The 23,036-nt window shown below is 66.8% G+C and carries 22 protein-coding genes; 6 read left to right on the forward strand and 16 right to left on the reverse strand.

Annotated elements, in window-relative coordinates:
• Positions 1-239: 239 nt before the first annotated feature.
• Positions 240-995 (forward strand): PHP-associated domain-containing protein, encoded by a 756-nt coding sequence (locus tag C491_RS07410; RefSeq protein ID WP_005554938.1) that lies wholly within the window; start codon positions 240-242, stop codon positions 993-995.
• On the opposite strand, the gene C491_RS07415 is transcribed toward C491_RS07410, so the two are convergent.
• The 5 genes from C491_RS07415 to hemC all read right to left on the reverse strand — a co-directional run bounded on the left by C491_RS07415 (position 996) and on the right by hemC (position 5,734).
• Positions 996-2,498: a DHHA1 domain-containing protein gene (locus C491_RS07415; protein WP_005554939.1), complete on the reverse strand. Its 1,503-nt coding sequence runs from the start codon at positions 2,496-2,498 to the stop codon at positions 996-998.
• Positions 2,499-2,558: 60 nt separating this feature from the next.
• Positions 2,559-2,909: a hypothetical protein gene (locus C491_RS07420; protein ID WP_005554940.1), complete on the reverse strand. Its 351-nt coding sequence runs from the start codon at positions 2,907-2,909 to the stop codon at positions 2,559-2,561.
• A gap of 146 nt (positions 2,910-3,055) precedes the next feature.
• Positions 3,056-3,799: a uroporphyrinogen-III synthase gene (locus tag C491_RS07425; protein WP_005554941.1), complete on the reverse strand. Its 744-nt coding sequence runs from the start codon at positions 3,797-3,799 to the stop codon at positions 3,056-3,058.
• Between the two features lie 4 nt (positions 3,800-3,803).
• Complete coding sequence (gene cobA / locus C491_RS07430; protein ID WP_005554942.1) at positions 3,804-4,613, reverse strand: uroporphyrinogen-III C-methyltransferase; 810 nt, start codon at positions 4,611-4,613, stop codon at positions 3,804-3,806.
• The gene (gene hemC, locus C491_RS07435; RefSeq protein WP_005554943.1) at positions 4,613-5,734 is read right to left on the reverse strand and encodes a hydroxymethylbilane synthase; all 1,122 of its coding nucleotides are present in this window, start codon (positions 5,732-5,734) and stop codon (positions 4,613-4,615) included. Before hemC ends, cobA begins: the two co-directional genes overlap by 1 nt.
• Positions 5,735-5,879: 145 nt before the next feature.
• Between hemC and C491_RS07440 the strand changes: the two genes are divergently transcribed.
• On the forward strand, positions 5,880-6,245 hold the full coding sequence (locus C491_RS07440; protein WP_005554945.1) for a group I truncated hemoglobin: 366 nt from the start codon (positions 5,880-5,882) through the stop codon (positions 6,243-6,245).
• A 6-nt stretch (positions 6,246-6,251) separates the two neighbouring features.
• Here C491_RS07440 and C491_RS07445 read toward each other — a convergent pair whose 3' ends face one another.
• The 5 genes from C491_RS07445 to C491_RS07465 all read right to left on the reverse strand — a co-directional run bounded on the left by C491_RS07445 (position 6,252) and on the right by C491_RS07465 (position 13,282).
• Positions 6,252-6,938: a hypothetical protein gene (locus C491_RS07445; RefSeq protein WP_005554948.1), complete on the reverse strand. Its 687-nt coding sequence runs from the start codon at positions 6,936-6,938 to the stop codon at positions 6,252-6,254.
• 73 nt (positions 6,939-7,011) lie between these two features.
• On the reverse strand, positions 7,012-8,358 hold the full coding sequence (gene hemL / locus C491_RS07450; RefSeq protein ID WP_005554949.1) for a glutamate-1-semialdehyde 2,1-aminomutase: 1,347 nt from the start codon (positions 8,356-8,358) through the stop codon (positions 7,012-7,014).
• 126 nt (positions 8,359-8,484) lie between these two features.
• The gene (locus C491_RS07455) at positions 8,485-10,236 is read right to left on the reverse strand and encodes an ammonium transporter (protein WP_005554950.1); all 1,752 of its coding nucleotides are present in this window, start codon (positions 10,234-10,236) and stop codon (positions 8,485-8,487) included.
• A gap of 474 nt (positions 10,237-10,710) precedes the next feature.
• Positions 10,711-11,739 (reverse strand): porphobilinogen synthase, encoded by a 1,029-nt coding sequence (gene hemB, locus C491_RS07460; protein WP_005554951.1) that lies wholly within the window; start codon positions 11,737-11,739, stop codon positions 10,711-10,713.
• A gap of 64 nt (positions 11,740-11,803) precedes the next feature.
• A complete protein-coding gene (locus C491_RS07465; RefSeq protein WP_005554952.1) occupies positions 11,804-13,282 on the reverse strand; it encodes a sodium:solute symporter family protein in 1,479 nt (492 codons plus the stop codon).
• 389 nt (positions 13,283-13,671) lie between these two features.
• Between C491_RS07465 and C491_RS07470 the strand changes: the two genes are divergently transcribed.
• Positions 13,672-14,460 (forward strand): TrmB family transcriptional regulator, encoded by a 789-nt coding sequence (locus C491_RS07470; RefSeq protein WP_005554953.1) that lies wholly within the window; start codon positions 13,672-13,674, stop codon positions 14,458-14,460.
• 98 nt (positions 14,461-14,558) lie between these two features.
• Positions 14,559-14,882 carry a 4Fe-4S dicluster domain-containing protein gene (locus C491_RS07475; protein ID WP_005554954.1) on the forward strand — a complete coding sequence of 108 codons (324 nt, stop codon included), beginning with the start codon at positions 14,559-14,561 and terminating at the stop codon, positions 14,880-14,882.
• Here C491_RS07475 and C491_RS23195 read toward each other — a convergent pair whose 3' ends face one another.
• The gene (locus C491_RS23195) at positions 14,883-15,047 is read right to left on the reverse strand and encodes a DUF6757 family protein (RefSeq protein ID WP_005554955.1); all 165 of its coding nucleotides are present in this window, start codon (positions 15,045-15,047) and stop codon (positions 14,883-14,885) included.
• 57 nt (positions 15,048-15,104) lie between these two features.
• Positions 15,105-15,881, reverse strand: a complete 777-nt coding sequence (locus tag C491_RS07480; RefSeq protein ID WP_005554956.1) for a PHP domain-containing protein — start codon at positions 15,879-15,881, stop codon at positions 15,105-15,107.
• A 166-nt stretch (positions 15,882-16,047) separates the two neighbouring features.
• Here C491_RS07480 and C491_RS21440 point away from each other — a divergent pair, with 166 nt between their 5' ends.
• Entirely contained in the window at positions 16,048-16,308 is a 261-nt protein-coding gene (locus tag C491_RS21440) for a DUF5789 family protein (protein WP_083909291.1), read from the forward strand.
• Positions 16,309-16,383: 75 nt separating this feature from the next.
• Here C491_RS21440 and C491_RS07490 read toward each other — a convergent pair whose 3' ends face one another.
• The 3 genes from C491_RS07490 to C491_RS07500 all read right to left on the reverse strand — a co-directional run bounded on the left by C491_RS07490 (position 16,384) and on the right by C491_RS07500 (position 20,298).
• Entirely contained in the window at positions 16,384-18,996 is a 2,613-nt protein-coding gene (locus C491_RS07490; protein ID WP_005554958.1) for a heavy metal translocating P-type ATPase, read from the reverse strand.
• Between the two features lie 257 nt (positions 18,997-19,253).
• Positions 19,254-19,517 (reverse strand): hypothetical protein, encoded by a 264-nt coding sequence (locus C491_RS07495; protein WP_005554960.1) that lies wholly within the window; start codon positions 19,515-19,517, stop codon positions 19,254-19,256.
• Between the two features lie 196 nt (positions 19,518-19,713).
• Positions 19,714-20,298: a MarR family transcriptional regulator gene (locus C491_RS07500; RefSeq protein WP_005554961.1), complete on the reverse strand. Its 585-nt coding sequence runs from the start codon at positions 20,296-20,298 to the stop codon at positions 19,714-19,716.
• Positions 20,299-20,601: 303 nt separating this feature from the next.
• Between C491_RS07500 and C491_RS07505 the strand changes: the two genes are divergently transcribed.
• Complete coding sequence (locus C491_RS07505) at positions 20,602-20,982, forward strand: P-type ATPase (RefSeq protein ID WP_152421289.1); 381 nt, start codon at positions 20,602-20,604, stop codon at positions 20,980-20,982.
• A gap of 34 nt (positions 20,983-21,016) precedes the next feature.
• Here the strand turns inward: C491_RS07505 and C491_RS07510 are convergent, their stop codons facing one another.
• Positions 21,017-23,008 carry an acetate--CoA ligase gene (locus C491_RS07510; protein ID WP_005554964.1) on the reverse strand — a complete coding sequence of 664 codons (1,992 nt, stop codon included), beginning with the start codon at positions 23,006-23,008 and terminating at the stop codon, positions 21,017-21,019.
• Positions 23,009-23,036 lie beyond the last annotated feature (28 nt).

The raw sequence follows: 23,036 nt of genomic DNA on the forward strand, positions 1-23,036 counted from the left end.
CGTCACCCGTAATAACCGCTTATTCGTCCGTCTGTCCGTCTGCGGTCGCTGCAGCTTCTACGAACGGTTGTCGTCAGAAGCGGGCTCTCGCCGTCAGTCTGCCGTGTCGAGGTAGTCGGCCGTCCAGGCGAAGCCAGTAAACTCCATATTACGATATAGAATCCATCCGAGAGACGTGGCGGAGCGCTTATGCGACCGTCCGAACTACCGTGTAGAACGGACGCTATTCGAGAGGTCTCATGACAGCTCAGATCCCTTTCGCCATCGACTTTCACGTTCACTCAGACGACTCCTACGACGGCCACGAACCGATCGAACTCGTTCTCGAGCACGCGGCGGATATCGGGCTCGACGGCGTCGTCATCACCGACCACGACGAGATCGGCGAGTCACTCCGGGCCGCCGAGATCGCACCGGAGTACGGTCTCGTCGGAATCCCGGGCGTCGAGGTATCGACCCGACACGGCCACCTGCTGGCGATCGGCGTCGAGGAGCGACCTGATCCGGGCCAACCGTTCGTGGAGACGGTCGAGACGGTTCGCGACCTCGGCGGCGTCGCGATCGTTCCCCACCCGTTCCAGCGCAGCCGTCACGGCGTTCGCAAGCGCCACATCCGAGACGCGGACGCGATCGAGGTCTACAACTCGATGCTGTTTACCGGCTACCGCAACCGTCGCGCCCGGACGTTCGCCAGACGACGGGAGTACCCCGAGATCGGCGCCAGCGACGCTCACTACCTGCCGAACGTCGGCCGCGCATACACCGAGATCCTCGTCACGCCCGACGCCGCGAACCCGACCAAAGCCGAGATCGACGGCGACGACCTCATCGACGCCATCCTCGAGGGACGGACCCAGATCCGGGGCAAGCGCACGCCGGTGTATAAAAGTTCGATTCAGTACGCCAAGGGAGCGGTCCGGAAGTCGACGTACCTGTTGACCTCGCGCACGCCGCTGGTGCCGACGGTGCCGGCATCGATGGACCGCTCGAGTTGATCAGGAGAGCTGGTCGCCGACGATCTCGTCGGCTCGTTCGACGAACTCCGCCTCCGATCCCTTCGGAACCGTCGCGCCGGCGGCGACGTCGTGGCCCCCGCCGTCGCCGCCGACCGCCCGCGAGGCTTCCCCCATCACGACCGAGAGGTCGAGTCCTTTCCGGACGAGACCGTGGGTGCCGCGGCCCGAGACCTTGATCTCCTCGGCGTCGGTCTCGGTTCCGCCGTTACCGTCTCCACCCTTTTCGGCGAACGCGAGAATCGGCTTCGACCGGCTAACCCCGTCGTTGCCCATCGCCATCCCGGCGACGATGCCGACGATCGTCTCGCGGATGCGATCCTCGGCGTGGAACCACTGGACGTGTGCCTCGTGGGTGACGCCCTCCTCGGTGACGAGGTCGATCCCCTCCGAGAGGTTCCGTCGGTGGTTTCGCAGGAGCTTGCGGGCGCGCTCGAGCGCACCTTCCCGGTCGCCCAGGCAGACGCCGAGCCCGACGTCGGCGCGCTCGTAGCGGGCGGTCGCGTTCAGCAGCGTCGAGAACTCGCTCGCGTCCCGCAGCTCCGTGCCGACCGGCTCCTCGCTGAGGACGTAGCTGGTGCCAACCAGCTGGTCGATCTTCGACGCGGGAACGCCCCGCTCGACCGCCCGCTTGACCAGGGCGCTGGCGACGGTCTGTTGTTCCTCTCTGGTCAGCTCGGCCCAGCAACGCCACTCGCCCCCCGATTTCAGATCGAGGTCGAGTCCGTCGAGAAATGAGAGCGCACCGCGCTGGTCGTTCGAGATCCCGGGGATGCGAACGTCGGTCGCGTACTCGAGGAGCTTCGGCAGCGGGCGGGTCTGTTTGCCGTATAGCGCGAGGTCGGTCCCGGTCTCGACGACGCCGGCGTCGACGCCCTCGCCGACGATCCCCTCGTTGGCGCCGTGGAGTTCGCCCCCGGACGCCTGCATGTCGCCGACGGCGCCGACCACCGCGAGGGCGGCGAGGTCGCGGTTGTCGGCGCGCGCGGTCGCGGTCCCCCCATCGGCAGCCGCGATCGGGTCGCTGCCGTCGGTTTCCGCCGTGAGCTCGGCGAGTGCCCGTGCGAGAACGTAGCTCGCACCCGCACCCGACAGCTCCGAGGCGCCGTCGATCCCGAACAGCAGCGGGTTGAGGTGGTACTCGGTGTCGCGGTCGGCGGGCTGGTGGTGGTCGGCGATAACCGGCGTGAACGCGCCGTCGTCCTCGTGTTCGCTGATGATGTCGAGCTGGCCGCTGCCGAAGTCGGTGAACAACACAGTGTCGTAGTCGGTCACGGCGATGTCGGCGATCGCGGTCTCGTCGAGCTGTTTCTCGAAAACGGCCTCGAATGGGATCCCCGCGCGCTCGAGTGCTTGCGCGGCGATCGCGGCGCTCGTCAGTCCGTCGGCGTCGATGTGGGAGGCGAGCAATACGCGGTCGCAGTCGCGGAGGTGTCGTGCACAGGCGAGCGCTCGCTCGTCGAGTTCGGGAACCGGTCCGGTCATCGGCTCATCGGTCGATCGTGGGTCGGCATACGGGATAAAGCTCCGGTCCCGACCGAACCGTCAGGCGGCAATCGGCGAGCTCCCGGAGAGCAACAGGACGACATTGTTCGTCACGAGGACGAGGTACACCGCCACCATCCCGCCGACGAACCGGCGGTCGAGCGGGTCCGAGAGGACGTGGCCGATCGCGACGACGACCGCGGCGTAACACGTCGCCGCGAGCGCGACGCCCGGCAGGCCGAACACGTCGTAGAACAGCACGGTGACGGGATTGAGTTCGGTCGCGTAGGGGACGAGAAAGAAGAGGGTGGCGGCGACCATGTCGATTCCCCAGAGGACGAAAAACGCGACTCTGAGCCCGACCGTCCCGGGCGGGTCGAGCTCGAGCGTGTTCGATCGTTCGACTGTCATTCGACCTCGCCTAGCCACCGGGAGAAATTACGGTGCATCCTTGCGAGAGCCGACTGAGACCCACTCACACGGAACTTCGCCGGAAGCGAGCCTGCGCTCTCGAGGGCTCGCCGTCGCCCTCGCTCGAGTCGATAGTCGGGAGTCGGTCAGTCGCGGTACGTCGGCGCCGCGGCCTCGACCGTCTCGCAGGCCAGCGCGTCGAACGTCGCCTCGCTCGCGACCACGTCGACGTCGATTCCGAGTCCGGCGGCCGTCTCCCGGGTCGGCTCCCCGATGACGCCGACGGTCGCGCCCTCGAGCCCCGCGAGCGCCTCCTCGTGCAGCCCCCGAGCCGCGGCGGCCTCGAGGAAGTGCTCGACGGTCAGCGACGAGGTGAAGCAGGCGGCGTCGAGTTCGCCGCTGGCCGCCCGCTCGGCGGATTCGCCGCTGCCTTTGGGTCGGACAAGCCGGTAGAGGATCGTCTCGTGGACGTACGCGCCGGCGGCCTCGAACCCGTTGAGCAGGACGGGGCTACCGTGGTCGCTGCGGGCGACCTCGATCCGGGCGCCGTCGATCCGATCGGAGAGGGTTTCGACCAGCCCACTCGAGGTGTACTCGGTGGGAACGACGTCGACCTCGTAGCCCGCCTCGCGGACGGCCTCGGCCGTTTTCGGACCGATCGCACAGATGGTCGCGTCGCCGGGCTCCCAGCCCGAGTCGGCGACGAGTTCGGCGCCGGTCTTGCTTGTCAGGACGACGTAGTCGGCGTCCTCCCGGGGGGTAGCGTCGGTCGCTTTGACCGACAGCATCGGGTCCGGTACCGGCGTCGCGCCCAGCGAGTCGATCAGCTCGACCGCGTCGGCGAGGCGCTCGTCGTCTGGGCGGAACACCGCAACCGAAAGGTCTCGCATTCGATCACACCTCCTCGTCCGCCGCTGTCGCCTCGTTCGCCGTCTCGTTGGCGAGGAACTCGAGGACGGTCGCCCTGGTCGCGGCGACCTCGCCGACGACGGTCACCGCGGGGGGCTCGATACCGACCTCGTCGCGGGCGTCGACGATCGTCTCGAGGGTTCCCGCCGCAACCTGCTGGTTCGGCCAGGTGGCGCGCTCGACGAGCGCGACCGGCGTCTCGGGGGCCATACCGGCCTCGAGCAGCGCGCCGGTGTAGTCGGGGAGCCGCCTGACGCCCATCAGGACGACGATGGTTCCGCCGACGGCGGCCAGGGCCTCCCAGTCGACGGCGGACTCGGGCTTCGTCGGATCCTCGTGGCCCGTGACGATCGAGATCGAAGACGTGTGTTCGCGGTGGGTGACGGGGATCCCGGCGACGGCGGGGGCGGCGGTAGCCGAGGTAACGCCGGGGACGATCTCGAACGGAACGCCGTGGGCCGCGAGGAACTCTGCTTCTTCGCCGCCGCGGCCGAAGACGAACGAGTCGCCGCCTTTCAGCCGGACGATCGAGTTCCCCTCGCGGGCGAGTTCGACCAGCCGCTCGTTGATTTCGGGCTGGGGCGTTCGCTCGCCGCCGCCCCGTTTGCCGACGTCCTCGCAGCGGTCGGCCGACAGCCCCTCGAGAATCTTGGGGCCGGGCAGCCTGTCGTGGAGGACGACGTCCGCGCGCTCGAGCAGCCGTTTCGCCTTCACGGTCAGCAGTTCGGGATCGCCGGGCCCGCTGCCGACGAGGTAGACGGTGCCGGGCTCCGGCGCTGTGGCAGCGTCGGTCATCAGTTCTCCGCAGGCTCCTCCGTGGTGGGATCTGCGTCCTCGCGGGCGGCGTCGATCAGTTCCGCGGCGCCGCGATCGGCGAGGTCGGCGGCGAACTCGCGAGCTGCCTCGGCGTGGTGCTCGACGGGCAGATCTCGGCTCGCCGTAACGGACTCCTCGCCGTCGCGGTCGAACACCGTGACCGTGGCGCGGACGTACTCTCCCTGGAGGACCGCGTAGACGCCGATCGGCGCGATACAGCCCCCGCCCAGCTCCGCGAGCACGGTTCGCTCGACGGTCGTCTCGGCGCGGCTCCGGGGATGGTCGAGTAGCGTCTGGAGATCGTCCGCGGTCTCGCCGTCGACCGCGGTGACGGCCAGGGCCCCCTGTCCCGGCGCGGGAACGAACGTCGTCGGCGACAGCTGCCGGTAGTCGACGGAGTGCTCGAGGCCGCTGCGCTCGAGGCCGGCCTCGGCGAGCACGATCGCGTCGTACTCGGTCTCGACCTCTCGACCCAGCGCCTGCTTCTCGAGCTCGGAGAGGTCGTCGAACCACTCGTCGACGGGTCGGTCGTACTCGGGTTCGAACTCCTCGTCGTCGGCATTAGCCTCCCGTTCCTCCTCGGCGTCGTTGCGCTCCTGGTGTTCGACCTGCAGCGACGGCGCGAGCAGCTTCTCGAGGCGCGTGTCGACGTTCCCCCGCAGCGGCTCGACCTCGAGGTCCGGGCGTTCGGACAGTAGCTGTGCGCGTCGGCGCAGACTCGAGGTGCCGACGGTCGCCCCGTCGGGCAATTCTCCGAGGGTGGCGCCGTCGGGCGTGACGAGGACGTCGCCCGGCCGTCCCCGCTCGGGGACCGCCGCCGTCACCAGCTCCTCGGGCTGGTCGGTCGGCATGTCCTTCATCGAGTGGATCGCGCCGTCGACCTCCCCCTCGAGGACCCGCTCGTCGAGTTCGCGGACGAACGCCCCCGTCTTCCCCAGCCGGTGGATCAGTTCGTCCCGTATCTGGTCGCCTTTCGTCTCGACGGTGACGAGTTCGACCTCGTACCGTCGCTCCTCGAGGGCCTCCTGTACGAGGCCGGCCTGTCGCCGGGCCAGATCCGACCCCCGCGTCGCCAGTCGCAGCGTCCCGCGCGTTCTCATGGAGGGTACTCATCGCCTGGAGTATGAAAAGCGCACGCTTGTCGGCCGCGCTTTCGAACCGTGCTCCGATCGCTCCGTTTCCCGCTGCGGAGCCGACGACATGTTCGGGACTGGATTTATTAGCGGCTGTTAACTATCCCTCTCCGTGACAGAGACACTCTACGACCGTCTCGGAGGCCAAGACACAATCGGCGCCGTCGTCGACGAGTTCTACGACCGGGTGCTCGAGGACGAGCGGGTCGCGTACTACTTCGAGGACGTCGACATGCAGAAACAGCGGGCACACCAGACGCAGTTCATCAGCTCCGTGACGGGCGGGCCGGTCGAGTATACGGGTGCGGAGATGGAGGCGGCCCACGAGGGGATGGGGATCACGCCATCGGAGTTCGACGCGATCGCGACCCACCTCGACGAGACGCTGTCGTCGTTCGACGTCGACGACGAGGATCGACGGGCCGTCATGGAGACGGTCGCGAGCTACCGACCGGAGATCGTCACCGCGTCGGACTGAGCCCGGTTACGGCGTTCCGAGGGTTCGGTGGCGACGCAGCAGGTAGTAGCCGGCGAGGAGCGGCTGTAACGGCGCCACGAACAGGGTCAGGAAGGCGAAGCCGAGGTAGAGCCCGGGATTCGGCCGCCAGCCGTTGCTTCGAGTACAGACGTAGGCCGCATCCTGGTGGATCGCGATCGGAAACGCCCCGAAGGCGACCGCCCCGGAGAGCCCGATTACGGTCAGCAACGGCCCCGGAAACGCGAGGACGACGGCGACGACCGCCGCGACGAGCCCGACCACCGTCGTCGCGAACGAGACCGCGACGACGACCCACCACTCCGACCAGCCCGGCGGCGTCCCGAAGCGACGGTGGCGCCGAAAGAGGTAGACGACGCCCGCGATCGGCGCCCAGAGCAGCGCGAACGCCGCGTTGAGCCACGGGTTCGGTCGCCACTCGCCGCTCGCTCGCGGCTGTCGACGCACTCGACGCGCGTCCAGAAGGAGTGCCCCGGCTACCCCGATTGTCAGGAGCGTGTACCCGAACGTGCCGAACAGGACTAGCCCCCGCTGGAGCAGCGGGACCCCGAGATCGGCCTCCCGGAGCACCCCGACAACGCCGACGCCGATCACCGGCGGGAACAGATAGAGCAGCCGCTCCGCGACGCGGGCCCAGTCGAGTTCGGCCGCACTCGAGGGCAACTCGAAGTCCATCAGTCGTCGACACTCGAGTCGGTCAGTGTTCGTCCGCCTCGTCGCTTCCGACGATTCGATATCACCGCCGCGACTACAGCGCCTCCTTGTACGCCTCGAGGGTCTCCTCGACGTCCTCCTCGGTGTGGCCGTAGCTGACGAACTGACACTCGAACTGGTTCTGCGAGAGGAACACGCCCCGCTCTTTCATCTGTCCCCAGAAGATCCGCCGCCAGCGGTCGGTCTCGGCGTTTTTGACGTCGGCCGCGTTCTTCGGACAGCTGTCGTAGCGCGGGCAGGTCGGCCGCTGTCGGCAGCCGTTCGAACACTGCTCCTCGAGGGAGTTCGCGCCCGGCCCGTCGCGGGTGAAGATCACCTTGAACATGCTGTCGGTGCCGGTGACGGTGTAGCTCGGGGCCTGCTCGGCAAGGATCTCCGTCAGTCCGCTTCGCAGCTGCTCGCCGAGCCCGTTGACGTGGTCGTAGACGTCGTTCTCGGCGGCGAACTGCAGGGTCTCGAGACCCGCGGCCATCGTGACGGGGTGGCCCGAGAACGTGCCGGCCTGGAACACCGGCCCCGAGGGCGCCAGCTGTTCGACGATCTCGGCGCGCCCGCCGAGCGCGCCGACGGGGAAGCCGCCACCGACGATCTTGCCGAACGTCGTCAGGTCGGGGGTGACGCCGAACTCGCTCTGGGCACAGCCCAGTCCGCCGACGCGAAAGCCCGTAATCACCTCGTCGAAGATCAACAGCGAGCCGTGCTCGTCGGTGATTTCGCGGAGGAACTCGTGGTAGCCGTCCTCGGGGTAGACGACGCCGTGGTTCGCCAGGATGGGTTCGGTCATCACTGCGGCAATGTCGTCGCCGTGTTCTTCGAAGACTTCCCGGACCGCGTCCTCGTCGTTGAACGGCACCGGAAGGGTGTGCTCGGCGAAGGACTGCGGAACGCCTGCGGAAGAGGGAGCCGGATTCTCGGCGTCGCCCTCGACCAGCGTCGACTCCTGGGCACCGTGGTAGCCGCCCTGCATGACGACGATCTTGTTCCGACCCGTGTACCCCCGTGCGAGTCGCACCGCGGAGGTGGTCGCCTCGGTGCCGGAGTTGACGAACCGGATCTTCTCGACGCTGGGGACGTGACGAACGACGAACTCCGCCAGGTCGACCTCGATCTCGGTCGGGGTGCCGTAGATCGGCCCCTCGCTGGCGTTTCGCTGGATGCCCGCGCGAACGGGCTCGGGCAGGTCGTGGCCCAGCAGCAGCGGACCCAGCCCCATCACCCAGTCGATGTAGCGGTTGCCGTCCGCGTCGATGACGTGGCCGCCGTCGCCCTTCTGGACGAAGAAGGGGTAGGGTTCGATCGCCGCCCGAACCGCCGAGTTGACGCCGCCGGGCATCACCGACAGCGCCCGGTCGTACAGCTCGCGAGAGTGATCGTCGGTCATGGGCGAGCCTTACGAGCGGGACGGCAAAGTAGTACCGAGGTTCGCTCGTCGGGCCGCGATCGAGCGGGCGACGCGCTCGCGACCTCGAGCCGACCGAAAAAAGCCGCGGTACCCGTTTCGATCCGATCAGACCGCGTCGGTCCCGGTCTTCCCGGTCCGGATCTGGACGGCCCGCTCGACGGGGGTGACGAAGACCTTCCCGTCGCCGGGCTCGCCGGTGTTCGCGCCCTCGCAGATCGCGTCGACGACCGTTTCGGCCGGGATGTCGGCGACGACGCACTCGATCTTGACCTTCTGGTGGAGGTCGACCGTGTACTCCTCGCCGCGCCACTGGCCCTTCTTGGCGGGCTGTGAGCCACGACCCGAGACGTTCGTCACCGTCAGCGACGGTGCCCCCGCCTCGGCCAGCGACTGCTTGACCGCGCCGAGACGGTCGGGACGGACGATCGCGGTGACCATCTTGATCTCGCCGCCGTTCGGGCTTCCACCGTCGGTCCGGATGCGCTTATCATCGACGCTTCCGCCGTCCGTCGCGACGTCTGGTCCGCCGAACTCGGGGTAGGTGTCGACGCCGTGTTCGGTGACGTCGAGCCCGTCGCGCTCGTGTTCGGGGGTCACGCGGGCCTGTCCGATCGCCTTGAACGCGCCCCAGACGGCGGCGGTCGCGGCGACCGTCCAGACCGTAATCGTGGCGACGCCGATGATCTGGGGAGCGAACGCGCTCGCCTCGATCGAGAGGATCCCGCCGGCGACGACGCCGCCGCCGATCGCGGTGCCCTCGATCGACCACAGCGGGTAGATCACCAGTCCGAGCATCCCTGCGGTCCCGTGAACCGGGAACACCGCACAGACGTCGTCGATCTTGAGCCGCTCGTCGACGAACTTGAAGACGATCGGGAGCTGGGCGCCGGCGAGGAAGCCGATCGCGATCGCGCCCATCGGCGTGATGAGATTGGTCGGCCCCGTGACGCCGACGAGCCCGGCGAGCATCCCGTTGGCGACGTACAGCGTGTCGACTTTGCCGTTTATCGCGAGCGAGACGCTCGAGGCGCCGAGCGCGCCAAGCCCCATCCCGAGGGCGGTGACCATCGCGACGCTACCGACGTACTCGAAGTCAGCCAGCCCGACGACCTCGCCGGCCGCCGCGCCGGCGTCGACGTCGACGACCGTCGCGGCCGTCCCGACGTTGAAGCCGAACCAGCCGAAACAGAGGATCAGCGTTCCCAGGACGGCGAACGTCATCGAGTGGCCGGGAATGATGTTGACGCTGCCGTCGTCGTTGTACTTGTCCATCCGGGCGCCGAGCATCCAGGCGGCGGTGAGCCCGGCGACCCCGCCGACGCCGTGGACGACCATCCCGCCCGCGAAGTCCGAGAAGCCGAGACTCGCCAGGATCGGCTCCCCGCCGGGGGCGTACCAGACCATCGCGGCGACGACCGGGTAGATGACCGCTGCGAGCAGGAACGTGTAGGTGACGTACGCCCGGAGCCTCGCGCGGCCGGCGACGGCTCCGGAGACGATCGTCGCTGCCGTCATCGCGAACACCGCGCTGAACAGCCACATCGCCCAGTCGAACGAGCCCTCGCCGAACATCGTCAGTGGGCCGGCGTCGCCGCCGCCCAGCGCCGCGCCGACGTTGTTCGAGAGCCCCATCCCGATCACGAAGAAGACGAAGATGCCGACCGCCCAGGTCAGCATGTTCTTCGTCAGCTGGTTCGCGACGTTCTTCGAGCGGACCTGGCCCGCCTCGAGCATCGCGAAGCCGGCGTGCATGAAGAAGATCAGGAACGTCACGGTGAGTGCCCACATCAGGTTCATCCCCGTCGCGAGCTGCTCGATATCGGCCGTCGAGACCTCGAGGGCGATCGGCTCGATCACGAGTTACCCACCTCGGTCGTAGACTTTCCGTCCGGATTTGGTAAACGATTGTCCATACCGAGTCCACTACCTTTTGCGTATGTGTTCGGATTCACGGGTACAGCTGATGGAAGTGAATAGTATAAGGCTTAGTGTTGATGAATGTGTACATATTGTTGGCTATCCGTGACGGGCGTAGATATTTATAGGCAATATATTCTGTATAAGGTCGTTCGAGAGCGGCTGCGATCGCGGTCCCGACCGCTGACGTACCGGTTGCGAACGACGTTCGCGTGAGATCATCGACGCTCGAGGTAAATTTCTCTCTCGTCGGTGTCGATCCGCCCTCGCGCGGAAAATGTTGCCCCATCTACGTTCCGATCGACCTGCCGATGGACGTTCGTCAGAAACCGCCGACGCTGCGCTCATACGGTACTCGGCGAGCGATGGGGTGTTCGTTCCCCGAACGGCCACTCGGTGACGGCACGACTGCGATCAGTCTCCCTCGGAGAGCCCGGCGGCGACGTCCTCGGCGAAGTACGTGAGGATCAGATCCGCACCCGCTCGCTTGATCGACAGCAGCGACTCGCGGGCGACCGCCTCGAGGTCGAGCCACCCCTTTTCGCTCGCGGCGTGGAGCATCGCGTACTCGCCGGAGACGTTGTACGCGGCGATGGGGTGGTCGAACTCCCGTCGGAGGTCGCCGACGATATCAAGGTAGGGTAGGGCGGGTTTGACCATCAGGACGTCCGCGCCCTGTTCGACGTCCAGCCGAACCTCCCGCATCGCCTCGCGGGCGTTCGCGGGATCCATCTGGTAATGTCGTCGGTTGCCGAAGGCGGGCGCGCCGTCGGCCGCGTCGCGGAACGGTCCGTAGAAGGCGCTCTCGTACTTCGCGGCGTAGCTCATGATCGGGACGCGCTCGTAGCCCTCGCGGTCGAGGCCCTCGCGGATGGCGGCGACCATCCCGTCCATCATTCCGCTCGGCGCGATCATGTCCGCGCCGGCCTCGGCGTGAGAGACGGCGATTCGATCCAGCGCCTCGAGCGTCGCGTCGTTGTCGACGGTCAGCGCCGGATCGCAGTCGGCGGCGTGGTCGTACGCCCCGCCGTCCTCGCCGCGCAGCTCCGCCTCGAGGGGGCCGCAGTGGCCGTGATCGGTGTACTCACAGAGACAGACGTCCGTGATCACGTAGGCGTCGGTCTCGCTCGTGATCCGCCGAGTGGCCTCCTGGACGACGCCGTCGTCGGCCCAGGCGCGGGTCCCCTCCGGGTCCTTCGATTCGGGAATCCCGAACAGCATGACGGCCTCGACGCCGGTCTCGAGCACCTCCTCGACGCGGTCGACGGCGTCGTCGATCGGTACCCGCTCGTGGCCGGGCATTGTCTCGATCGGAATCCGGTCGTCGGTCGTCGCGTCGACGAACACCGGGGCGATGAAGTCGGCGGGCTCGAGGCTCGTCTCGCTGACGAGCCCGCGAACCCGGTCCTGGCGGAGCCGTCGCGGACGGTGGGTGAGATCCATACCTGCCCTATCGAGGGCACGTGCAAAAGCGGTGCGCTCGCGCGCGGCCAACTGGCCGCCCGTTTCAATCGTCCGAGGCGACCTCGTCGGCCCGCAGGCGATCCATGTCCTCGCTCGCGAGTTCGCGGATCTTCTCGTTAGTGAACGTCTCGCCGTTGTACAGGACGCTGACGAGCCAGATCGTTATCAGGGCCGACAGCGTCGCCGGAACGGCGGGCTCGACCTGCCCCTGTCCGGCGATGATTTCGGGCGAGCCGAGGCCGAACTCCCAGATGACGAAGACGATCCCGCCGACGATGAAGCCGGGCAGTCCGGCCTCACGGACGGTGCCGTCCCAGAGCATCATCAGCAGGCCGGCGAACAGCACGGACATGATGCCCATTCCGAGGGTGTTGATCACGATGATCTCGATCCCGCTGAACGCGATCAGCGCGGCACCGACGCCGAAGACGACGATTGCGATCCGCGTGACGAAGACGAGGCGGTCCTCGTTGACCGCCTCGTGTCCGCCCCGAAGCGGGATGTAGATGTCGTTGATGAAACTCGTCGCGCCGGCCAGGAGGAACGAGTCTGCACCTGTGATGACCGAGGAGACCGCCGCGGCCAGCAACAGGCCGGCGAACACGTCGGGGAGCGTGTTCGTGATCGTCCAGGCGAACGCCATCTCGGAGGCGATGTCGGCCCCCTGGGCGTTCGCGATCATGCCCGCGGCCGCCGAGAGGATTCCGAAGCCCGTGATGATCGTCCCCGCGAGGAAGGTTCCGAACATCGCAACCCGACGGTTCTTCGCCGACCACGTCCGCTGGAGCATCTGCTGTTGGGCGCCGGCGACGGTGAGGTACATCAGGTACCAGGTCCCGATCTGGACGATCCCCACGCCGAACCAGTTCATGTGCTCGCTCGGCACGTCCGCGGAGATCGCTCCGACGCCGCCGACGTTCGAGACGGCAAGCGGGATCGCGATGATCATTCCGACGATGATGACGACGCCGTGGAGCGTGTCGGTGTAGGCGACCGTGCTCATCCCGCCGTAGGCGGTGAGCCCCACGAAGATGGCCACGCTGATCCAGAACGCCGTCGTAAGATTCATTCCCGTGGTGACCGCGAGCACCGATGCCATCCCGATCGTCTGACCGGCAGTGAGTGCGACCTGTCCGGCGACGGTAAACAGTCCAGCGAAGTACTGCGTGTACTCCCCGTACACCCGGCCGAGCAGTTCGGGAACGCTCACGACGTCGAACGAGTAAATAAAGCCGATGAACAGCGTCATCGTCATCCAGGCCAGCCCCTGTGTCATCGCGTACCACTGGGCGCTGATGCCCTCGATGAACGCGTGCTGGGCGAGTCCCATCGTGAGTCCGCTTCCCGCGAACGTTGCGAAGTACGTCATCAGGTAGACCGGCAGGCTCAGATTCCGGCCGGCCAGCGTGAACTCGACGTACCCCTCGCCGGCGCCCCGTCCGTACCAGAGTCCGACGGCAAGCGTCACCGCGAAGTACCCGATCATCGTCGCGACGATCGGATCAGTAAGCGTATCAATCATACAGATACCACGTGAAAAATTCCACTCTCGTCATACAATACCTCTCTCAATTGGAAATTTGCCGAAACGGCCTGCAAGTGTAGGCCGCTTATCAGCTTCTCGGCAAACGATTCGGAGTCACAGCTGGTACTCCCCCATTGGTAGCGACTCGGCGGACGGCCACAGCGCTTCTTCCGGAAGACTGTCGCCGATGCGTTGTCACCGGCGGAGTAACACCCTGTAGTAACAACTGAAGACGAGCGCTGACGGTCTGGCTGTTGCCGTCTGGCAAGAACAATCGATTGGCAGCACTACTGGCTGTCCGTGCGGCGGAACGGAGTTCGATCAACTGAGGGTGAACGATACTGCGAGAACGTCCGACTTTTAGCCGCCGATGCCCGTGTCCACGTATGCCCAAAACTGAGGAAGCGGTCTCCGCGCTGTCGGAACTCGGGCTCACCGAGTACGAAGCGCGGTGTTTCGTCGCGCTGACGAAGCTCACGACCGGGACGGCAAAGGAGATCAGTCAGGTCTCCGACGTTCCCCGATCCCGCGTGTACGACACGATCGAGCGACTCGACCGGAAGGGGCTCGTCGACGTCCAGCAGTCAGATCCCCGAGAGTACCGGGCGGTCGAGGTCGAGACGGCCTGTCGCCGAATCCGCGAGAACTACGACTCCCGGATCAACACCGCCGAGAACGCCCTCGAGCAGATCGAACAGCCCGAATCGACCGAGGACGCGGGCGTCTGGTCGATCTCGGAGACCGACCACGTCACCGATCGGATCGCCTCCTTTATCGAGAACGCGGAAGAGTCTGTCCACCACGTCGTCGCGAGCGACGAGGTGGTCGACGACGCGATCCTCGCGGAACTACGTGGAGCGACCGACCGCGGCGTCGAGGTCGTCGTCGAGGTTCCGACGGAGGACGATCAGGAAGCCTTCGAGGAGGCCGTCCCGGACGCGATCGTCGTCGTCGCTCCGGATCTCGAGACGACCAACGCCGTCTATTCGGAGTGGCCCGCTCAGCTCCTGCTCGCCGACCACGAGTCGGTCGTCGCGGCGGCGATCAAGGAGGGCGGACTCCCCGACGTCATCCAGCAGACGGCGATCTGGACGTACGGCCACGACCACGGCGTAGCGGTCTGGATTCGCGAGCTCCTCGACGACCGTCGCGCGTTCCGAGAGCGGGAGGACTGAGCCGTTTCACCGGACGATCGCGTCGCGGCGTTCCGCCGCTGTCGGCCGGAATACGGCACATACTTTTAAGTCCCGGCGGCGATTTTTACCTGTTAGCAATGACCATAGATCCGCAGTTCCACGAGAACCGAGAGAAGGTCGACGAACACAACGGCCACGCCGTCTGGGGGCCCGTCGACGAACCCGAGGAGCTCGGCATTCACGGCACCCACGTCGCGGTCGACTTCGACCTCTGTATCGCCGACGGCGCCTGTCTGGAGGACTGCCCCGTCGACGTCTTCGAGTGGGTCGACACGCCGGGCCATCCCGAGAGCGAGGAGAAAGCGGATCCGGCGAAGGAGGCCCAGTGTATCGATTGTATGCTCTGCGTCGACGTCTGCCCCGTCGACGCTATCGACGTCGACGCCGGCCGAACGGCGTGATTACTCGGCGCGGTCGACGTCGACCTGCTCCTTGAGCGTCTCGAGACCGTCGGCTTCGGCGAGTTCCTGCAACCGCTCGCGGAAGTGCTCCTCGCAGAGTCCGACCTTGAGCTCGTCGGATTCGGCTGCGAAGGCCGCCTCGCGGTCGCAGTAGTGGCAGTTCATACCGTTCGTACGAGCCAGGGGACATTGAAGGCTCCGTTCTCGGCGGCGTTCACCACGTCAGTTTTCGAGCCCGAGTCGCCGGTACTCGGCCTCCGAGAGCCCGCTGGCGCCGAGTTCGTGCTCGTGGGCATCGGTTCCCCCTGTCGCGAGCAACCCGTACCGTTCGATGGCTCGATCGACCCGATTCGAGTCGACTGCCCGTCCGTAGGGGTAGTAGCGCTCGACGGCGTCGAGCTCGCTCGTCAGCTCGAGGGCGGCCTCGGGATCGGGGTACCTGAACGGGTGTGCGAGCGAGACCAGTCGGCCCGCCTCCCCGAGTACCTGCCGACCGTGCTCGAACGACGGGAGCTCCCTGGGAACGAAACAGGGGCCGTCGTTGCCGATGAGGTGATCGAACGCTCCCTCGTAGTCGTACTCGGTCTCGGGGTGAGTGTCGATCGCCCGCGCGACGTGGGGCCGCCCGAACCCGTCGTCGACGGTGACGCCGAGGTCGACGTCGAGTCGGTCCTCGACGCGGTCGACGATCGCCCGCCCGCGTTCGATCCGGTTTCGCTGGATCCGTTCGGTCGTCGCCTCGAGGTCAGCGGTCGGTTCGATTCCGTACCCGAGCAGGTCGACGCGCTGGCCGGCGTCGGTCTCGACCCGGAGTTCGATCCCGTGAACGATCCGGATCCCGTCCCGTTCGATAGCGGGTTCGTCGAACGGCTGCAGGCGGTCGTGGTCGGTCAGCGCGACGACGGCTACACCCGCTCGTCGCGCGGCGTCGGGAACCTCGGCCAGCTCGAGGGCGCCGTCGGAACGGGTCGTGTGGACGTGGAGATCCGCGTAGGGCATGGCCTATTCGAGCCGTCCCGCAGCCGTAAGCCCACTGTTGTGCCGGCGAGGACCCACCTCTAGGTCTTTAAGGTGTACGGTAGGCCTAGAAATCGATTATGGAAAATGTTTATAATCATCGTTCACACAGATAGGGGTGTAATGCTGCTCAANCACCGGCGAAGTCATCGACGACTACGAGTACCCCGCGACCACCGAGGAACTGATCGCAGAACACGGCGACCGAACCCTCGAACTCCCCAACGGAACCGAGACGGTCAGCGAGGTACTCGCCCGCCTCGAGTCCGAGACCTTCGAGAGTCCGGAGGACGCCCGGTTCGCCGTCTACTCCGCGGTGAGCGACAAGGCGGTCGGTCGGGTCGGCTACAGCGACCGCGACCCGACGCCAGTCGGGAGCCCGTACGCTCCGGACGCGGTGTCGTTCTAGAACCGCACCAGTAACGATCGCTCTTGCTCCGAACGCGTTTTTTACACTCACACCAGCGACGGCTCGCCCTCGCCGTCAGTTCCCGCGAAGCCACGAGAGCGGCTTCGTGACGGCGAGCCGGTAGTCCTCGTGCGGGTCGTACCTCGCGAACGCGAGGCTGTTGGTCATGACGCTGACGCTCGAGGCGGCCATCGCCAGCCCCGCCAGTGCGGGGTTCAGCAGACCGAGCGAGGCGATCGGGATCAGCGTCGTGTTGTAGATAAAGGCCCAGAACAGGTTCTGGCGCACCTTCGAGATCGTCGCCTCGGAGATCCGAACGGCCTTCAGCACGTCTGCGGGATCGTCACGCATCAGGGTGACGTCCGCCGACTCGATGGCGACGTCGGTCCCGGAGCCGATGGCGACACCGACCTGTGCCGTAGTGAGGGCGGGCGCGTCGTTGACGCCGTCCCCGACCATCATCACTCGCGAGCCGTCGTTCTGCAGCGCTTCGACGTGATCCGCCTTGTCTTCGGGCAACACCTCCGCGCGGACGTTGTCGGGGTCGATCCCGACCGCTCGAGCGACCGCCGCCGCGGTGCGCTCGTTGTCGCCGGTGAGCATCACGACCTCGGTCCCGCGCTCTCGCAGCGCCGCGACGGTCTCCGTCGCGCTTTCGCGAACCTCGTCGGCGACGGCGAGAACGCCCACCAGTCGGCCGTCTACCGCGACCGGCATCGCCGTTTTCCCCTCGCGCTCGAGCCGGATGAGCGTCTCCTCGGCGGGTTCGGTGTCGATCCCCGCGTCCTCGAGCAGCTTCCGACGACCGATCAGAACGCTCCCGCGGTCGGTTTCCGCTCGAACGCCGTGGCCGGGGACGTTCTCGAACTCGCTGACCTCGCCGATCTCGACGTCCCGATCCGTCGCACCGTCGACGATCGCCCGCGCGATCGGGTGCTCGGAGCCGGACTCGGCGGTGGCGGCCGCGCCGAGGACGAACGACTCGAGATCCTCCCTGCGCTCGAGTCCCGTCACCGTCCCGCCGTCCGTCGCCGTCCGCTCGCCGACGAGTTCGAGGTCGGTCAGGGTCATCTCGCCGTGAGTCAGCGTCCCCGTCTTGTCGAAGACGACGGTGTCGATTCCGCGAACCTGCTCGAGGACGTCGCCGCCCTTGAACAGGACGCCGTTGGTCGCCGACAGCGTCGAGCCGACCATCGTCGCCGCGGGCGTCGCGAGCCCGAGGGCACAGGGACAGGCGATCAACAGCGCCGAGGCGAGCACGACCACGGAGAACTCGAAGACGGGTACGCCGCCGACGACGGGACCCCCGCCGACGGGCTCGAGGACGGGAATCCACGAACCGAGCGCCGCGGAGGCGCCGTACAGCGTCTCCGGAAACAGGAACCAGAGGACCGACCAGACGACGGCGTTGACGATCACCGCGGGGACGAAGTAGGCGCTGACCCGGTCGACGAGCCGCTGGATCTCGGGCTGGCGGGACTGGGCTTCCTTGACCCGCTCGACGATCTGCTGGATCGCCGTCTCCGAGCCCACCTTCGTCGCCTCGACCAAGAGAACGCCGTTCTCGTTGATCGTCGAGCCGACGACCTCGTCGCCCTCTCCTTTTTCGACCGGGACGGACTCCCCGGTCAGCATCGACTCGTCGACCGCGCTCTGGCCCTCGCGGACGACTCCGTCGGTGGGAATCTTCTCGCCGGGTCGAACCTTCAGCACGTCGCCCGGCTCGACGTCCTCAAGGGGGACCTGCCGCTCCTCGCCGTCCCGAACGACGGTCGCCTCGTCGGCCTCCATCTCGAGCAGTTCCCGCAGCGCGCTGCCCGCGCGGGCCTTCGAGCGGACCTCGAGCCAGTTACCGAGCGTGATGAACCAGAGGATGAACGCGACGGCCTCGAAATAGAACCCGCCGGTGATCGCGCCGACGAGCACCCCCGTACTGTAGACGTAGCCCGCCGACGTGCCGACGGCGACGAGCGTGTCCATGTTCGCCCGTCGGTTGTTCGAGAACGCCCGCCAGGCGCCGACGATAAACTCCTTGCCGAGCGTCGCCATCAGGGCCGTCGCGAGGACGAACTCGAGCCAGCCCGGCGGGTGGGCGATCGCCATCGGAACCGGCGAGGCGACGTCGACGAATCCGAACAGCATGTCGATCATCATCGGCACGAACGGCACCGTCAGCAGGCCGCCACCGATCACCAGCTTTCGTTGGCGCCGGAGCTCTTTCTCGACGGCGCGTTCGCGCTGGCTGGCGCCCTGGCTCTCCTCGAGCTCGTCGCGGACCGGCTCGTAGCCCGATTTTTCGATGGCGTCGACGATCTCCGAAAGTGAAACGTCGTTCGGGTTGTACTCGACCCGGGCCTCGTCCGAGGCGAAGTTTACGTCGGCTCGAACCACGCCTGGCAGGTCGGTGACCGCGTCCTCGACGGTTCCCGAACAGGTCGAACACGACATCCCCATGACGGTCAGCGTCTCCGTCTCCGAGGCGGCTTCGTAGCCCGCGTCGGCGATCGCATCGTAGATCTCGGCCAGCGACGTCTCCACGGGATCGTACTCGACGGTCCCCTCGTCGGTCGCGTAGTTCGCGCTCGCCGACGCGACCCCCTCGAGATCGCCTACCGCATCCTCGACGCTCCCCGAACATGTCGAACACGACATGCCGGTGATCTCGAGGTGGGCTCGTCTCGTACTCATGGTACTCGATTCTATGGGCTACACGTTCAAGCGGGTTGTGACTTTGCCACCACGAATATATAAACAAATATCTTTCGAAAATAAACTAACAGAGGGAGATGAATACGATTGTATAAGCCCTTCCCTCGTTGGGCCACGTACGTTATCGATCCCTCGAGTTCGATTACAGTCGCGGGGAAGAGCTGCTCATCTCGCTCGTCGGACAACAGTAGCTTCCGCTCGGTCTCGGCGCGTCGGACGAAGACGAGCCGGACCGGTTAACAGCTACCGGCACCGGCGTGGTGGTTGCCTGGCTCGTGGTCAGCGTGGTGTTCGGCGTGGTTCGCATCGTCGTGGTGCGCACCGTGATCGTGGTCAGCGTGACCGTCGTGATGCGCATCGTGGTCTCCCATCCGGTCGTTCATCCACTCGATCGCAGCGGCGTCCGCGTTGGCGTCGTCAGCGCTCACGATCGCCGCGCCGCCGAGCAGTGCGATCACGGCGAGCAGGCCGATCGTCAGTCGTAGCGTCGGTGTTGGCATTGGTCGTCACCTCAGTTGGGACGAGGGCGGCTCGACGGTTAGCCGCTCGGTCGTGAACTCACTGCGTAGATCGTTCGAGAACGTTTCTAAAGGGTCCTAACCGTTTCCTGGATTCGAAACCGTTCGTGCGGGGCCCACGCGACGGTCTGAGCCGGATGGCTCGCTTCACCCGAAGACGGTCGGTCAGCGGTCATCGTCAGCGCTCCTCGAGGTCGTCGCTCGGGTAGACGCGGTACGTTCGTCCCTGTGGTTCGCGGTAGAGCAGCCCTCGCTTCTCGAGGTCGGTGACGGTCTGGCTGACCTTGCTCTTCGAGAAGTCGGCCCGATCTCGGAGTTCGATCTGGGTCAGCCCCGGCGAGTCGACGACGGGTTCCAAGATACGGCGCTCGTCCTCCGGCAGGACGTCCAGCACTCGAGGGGTCGGCCGGGGGGTTTCGGTCGCCGACTCGGTTCGGGACGGCGACCCTGACCCGACGTCGGCTCGAGATCCGGAGTCGGATTCCGGCTCGGGTTCGGATTCGGCCGCTCGAGGCGACGCTCGATGTTCCGTCTCCGCGCCCACCTGCTCTCGAACGATCCAGTACGCGCCGGCGACGACGCCCGCGATGAGGATCGATCCGAGCAGGTACACCAACGGGTGCGGGCCGTGAACGGCGGTGTGGCCCATCATCTCGCCGTGAACTTGCGACTGGCGAGAGGTCTGCCAGGCGGCGCCGACGCCGAGGACGATGATCCCGGCGACGAAGACGGTGACCACGGCGTCGAGTGTCGTTCGGTCCACTGTCGTCTAGACGGTCTCAGGTGAGGGTCCTACCTGTTACGCTTCCGGCGGGTCGGATCGTCGGCCACCACGACCCCGTCCGTTGGTTTCGGAAATCCGATTACCAGACTGGAACCGTCGAACCGACAGCGACAGCGTCGGAGAGCTGTGTGTGAGAACTATCTTTTCTCGGAAACGACGAGCACGACGTGGCAACCAACAACTCTCTCGGGAGACCGCCCCCTCCTCGAGGCACACCGTGCATCGCCCCTCTTTCGAGCCGAACGGTCGAGAAGCGACGGCGGCTGTTCGAACGCCGAGCTGATGCCCGACACCGCCGAGCGGATCACCGAAGGGGGCGAAACCGGGACGGTTCCGACCGCCAACCTCGAGGAGGACGACCTCGTGCTTGTCCGACCCGGCTCGAACGTTCCCGCCGACGGCGTCGTCGAGGACGGGGAGTCGAACGATCTCTGGGATGTCGCCCGGCTCGCGCGCCTGAGTCGGAGGAGCTACCGGAAGATGCAGGAGATCATCGCCTGGGCCGCGGGGTACAACGTGTTCGCGTTGCCGCTTGCGGCCGGCGTGCTGGCGCCGATCAGCATCCTGCTCTCGCCGGCTGTCGGCGCGGTGCTGATGTCCGCAAGTACGGTGATCGTGGCGATCAACGCGCAACTGTTTCGGCGGCCGGAGCTCGTTCTCTGATTCGCAGCCGTCGGAATTGTTCGCTCTATCCGCGCTACTCGCCGTCCCACAGTGCCGAGAGTTCGCCGACGATCTCCGGATTCCGAAGGGACGAACTGTCGGCGTCCTCGAGGCTGCTCTCGCCGATCACGTCCTCGAGAACGCGGTACATGGTCTTTCCAGTGTGCGTTTCGGGGAGTTCGGGCGTAAACGCCACGGCCGCGGGCCTGGCGAACTCCCCGATCCGGTCGGCGACCGCGTCAGCGATCGCCGCTCGCAACTCGTCGTCTTCGAGCTGGCCGCGCTCGGCTGTCGCGAAGACGTAGAGCTCCGTCCCGCAGTCCCCGCCCGCGATCGCGGCTCCCTCGGTGACGCCGTCGACGGCAGTGATCGCAGCCTCGAGTTCGGCGGTGCCGAGCCGGCGGTTGCCGAGCGTGACGACGTCGTCGGCGCGGCCGGTGACGGTGACGTAGCCGTCCTCGTCGACGACGGCGCGGTCGCCGGTGACGTACCGCCAGGTGTCGGCCCGGCGGTCGGAGAACTGCTCCCAGTACTCCGCGAGCAGCCAGTAGAGGTCGTTGTCGTGGGGTACGAGCATCGACGGCCAGGGTCGCGTGATCGTGAGATAGCCGGGCTCGCCCGGCGGAAGTTCCCGACCGTGCTCGTTGACGACGGCGACTTCGATGCCGGGTAGCGGGGGCCCGACGGCACCGGGTTTCATCTCGTCGACGGCTGGCAGCGTCGAGAGCAGGACACTCCCGGTCTCGGTCTGCCACCAGGTGTCGACGATCGGACACTCCTCGCGCCCGACATGTTCGTAGTACCATTCCCAGGTGTCGGCTCCGATCGGCTCGCCGACGCTGCCGAGCAGGCGTAGCGACGAGAGATCGTGGCTCTTCGGGAACCGTTCGCCCCACTTCCGGAAGGTCCGGATCACCCCCGGCGTGGTGTAGAACACCTCGACACCGTTGCGTTCGATCACCTCCCAGGGGCGGTGTCGGTCCGGGTAGCGCAGCGTCCCCTCCGTAAGTACGACCGTCGCGCCCCTCGAGAGCGGCCCGTAGACGACGTAGGAGTGACCGGTGATCCATCCGACGTCGGCCGTACACCAGTGGGTGTCCCCCGCAGAGAGGTCGAAGACCGTCCGGCTCGTCCACGCGGCGCCAGCGAGGTAACCACCGATCGCGTGGGTCATCCGCTCCGGTTTGCCGGTGGTTCCCGAGGTGTGAATGTGAAAGAGCGGTGCGGTTGCCGCCCGCGAGACGGGCGGCACCTCGGCCCCATCGAAGCGCTCGACGAGGCTGTCGTAGGCGTACTGTTCCTCGCCCAGCTGGGTCTCGTGGCTTTTGCCCAGACGGTCGACGACGACCGTCGGGATTTGTTCCGACCTCGAGTCCGATCCGGATAGCGCCGTCAACGCGGCGTCCGCTTTCCGCTTCTGGTCGATCGCCGTTCCCCGACGGACGTAGCCGTCGCAGGTGATCAGCGCGCTCGAGTTGGCTCCGTCCATCCGCTCGCGCAGCGCGTCGGGTGCGAACCCTGCGAAGACGACATTGTGCCGGGCACCGATCCGGGCACAGGCCAACATCGCGATCGGAAGCTCCGGCAGCGTCGGCAGGTAGAGGGTGACGACGTCGTCCGCTGCGACACCGAGGTCGCACAATGCGGCCGCGACGGCCTGCACTTCCCGCTGGAGGTCGAAATAAGTGTACGTCCGGCGCTCGCCGCGAGCCCCTTCCCACCGGAGCGCGACCTGGTTCTTCCGCCCGGCCGCGACGTGGCGGTCGACGCAGTTTTTTGCGGCGTTCAGTCGCCCGCCGACGAACCAGTGGTAGAAGGGCGCGTCGTCGTCCTCGAGGACGTCGTCGTACGGCTCGTCCCACTCGAGGAGGGCGGCGGCGTGCTCCCAGCAGCCCGGCCACTCGCGATCGAACTCGTCGCGGAGGGCGCCGTCGGCGACGTTCGCCTTCTCGACGAACCCGGATGGCGGGGGACGGGGTCCGTCGGATGCCACTCGTGGATCGCTGCAGTCCGCGCGTTTGCCCATAGATCCGAGGCTACGCCGTCGCCACACC

It is taken from the genome of Natronococcus amylolyticus DSM 10524 (assembly GCF_000337675.1).
GTDB lineage: Archaea > Halobacteriota > Halobacteria > Halobacteriales > Natrialbaceae > Natronococcus > Natronococcus amylolyticus.

Excerpts from the sequence above, each read along its gene's own strand:
- C491_RS07410 (WP_005554938.1), top strand. The coding sequence starts at position 240 with ATGACAGCTCAGATCCCTTTCGCCATCGACTTTCACGTTCACTCAGAC.
- C491_RS07415 (WP_005554939.1), bottom strand. The coding sequence starts at position 2,498 with ATGACCGGACCGGTTCCCGAACTCGACGAGCGAGCGCTCGCCTGTGCA.
- C491_RS07420 (WP_005554940.1), bottom strand. The coding sequence starts at position 2,909 with ATGACAGTCGAACGATCGAACACGCTCGAGCTCGACCCGCCCGGGACG.
- C491_RS07425 (WP_005554941.1), bottom strand. The coding sequence starts at position 3,799 with ATGCGAGACCTTTCGGTTGCGGTGTTCCGCCCAGACGACGAGCGCCTC.
- cobA (WP_005554942.1), bottom strand. The coding sequence starts at position 4,613 with ATGACCGACGCTGCCACAGCGCCGGAGCCCGGCACCGTCTACCTCGTC.
- hemC (WP_005554943.1), bottom strand. The coding sequence starts at position 5,734 with ATGAGAACGCGCGGGACGCTGCGACTGGCGACGCGGGGGTCGGATCTG.
- C491_RS07445 (WP_005554948.1), bottom strand. The coding sequence starts at position 6,938 with ATGGACTTCGAGTTGCCCTCGAGTGCGGCCGAACTCGACTGGGCCCGC.
- hemL (WP_005554949.1), bottom strand. The coding sequence starts at position 8,358 with ATGACCGACGATCACTCTCGCGAGCTGTACGACCGGGCGCTGTCGGTG.
- hemB (WP_005554951.1), bottom strand. The coding sequence starts at position 11,739 with ATGGATCTCACCCACCGTCCGCGACGGCTCCGCCAGGACCGGGTTCGC.
- C491_RS07465 (WP_005554952.1), bottom strand. The coding sequence starts at position 13,282 with ATGATTGATACGCTTACTGATCCGATCGTCGCGACGATGATCGGGTAC.
- C491_RS07470 (WP_005554953.1), top strand. The coding sequence starts at position 13,672 with ATGCCCAAAACTGAGGAAGCGGTCTCCGCGCTGTCGGAACTCGGGCTC.
- C491_RS07475 (WP_005554954.1), top strand. The coding sequence starts at position 14,559 with ATGACCATAGATCCGCAGTTCCACGAGAACCGAGAGAAGGTCGACGAA.
- C491_RS23195 (WP_005554955.1), bottom strand. The coding sequence starts at position 15,047 with ATGAACTGCCACTACTGCGACCGCGAGGCGGCCTTCGCAGCCGAATCC.
- C491_RS07480 (WP_005554956.1), bottom strand. The coding sequence starts at position 15,881 with ATGCCCTACGCGGATCTCCACGTCCACACGACCCGTTCCGACGGCGCC.
- C491_RS07490 (WP_005554958.1), bottom strand. The coding sequence starts at position 18,996 with ATGAGTACGAGACGAGCCCACCTCGAGATCACCGGCATGTCGTGTTCG.
- C491_RS07495 (WP_005554960.1), bottom strand. The coding sequence starts at position 19,517 with ATGCCAACACCGACGCTACGACTGACGATCGGCCTGCTCGCCGTGATC.
- C491_RS07505 (WP_152421289.1), top strand. The coding sequence starts at position 20,602 with ATGCCCGACACCGCCGAGCGGATCACCGAAGGGGGCGAAACCGGGACG.
- C491_RS07510 (WP_005554964.1), bottom strand. The coding sequence starts at position 23,008 with ATGGGCAAACGCGCGGACTGCAGCGATCCACGAGTGGCATCCGACGGA.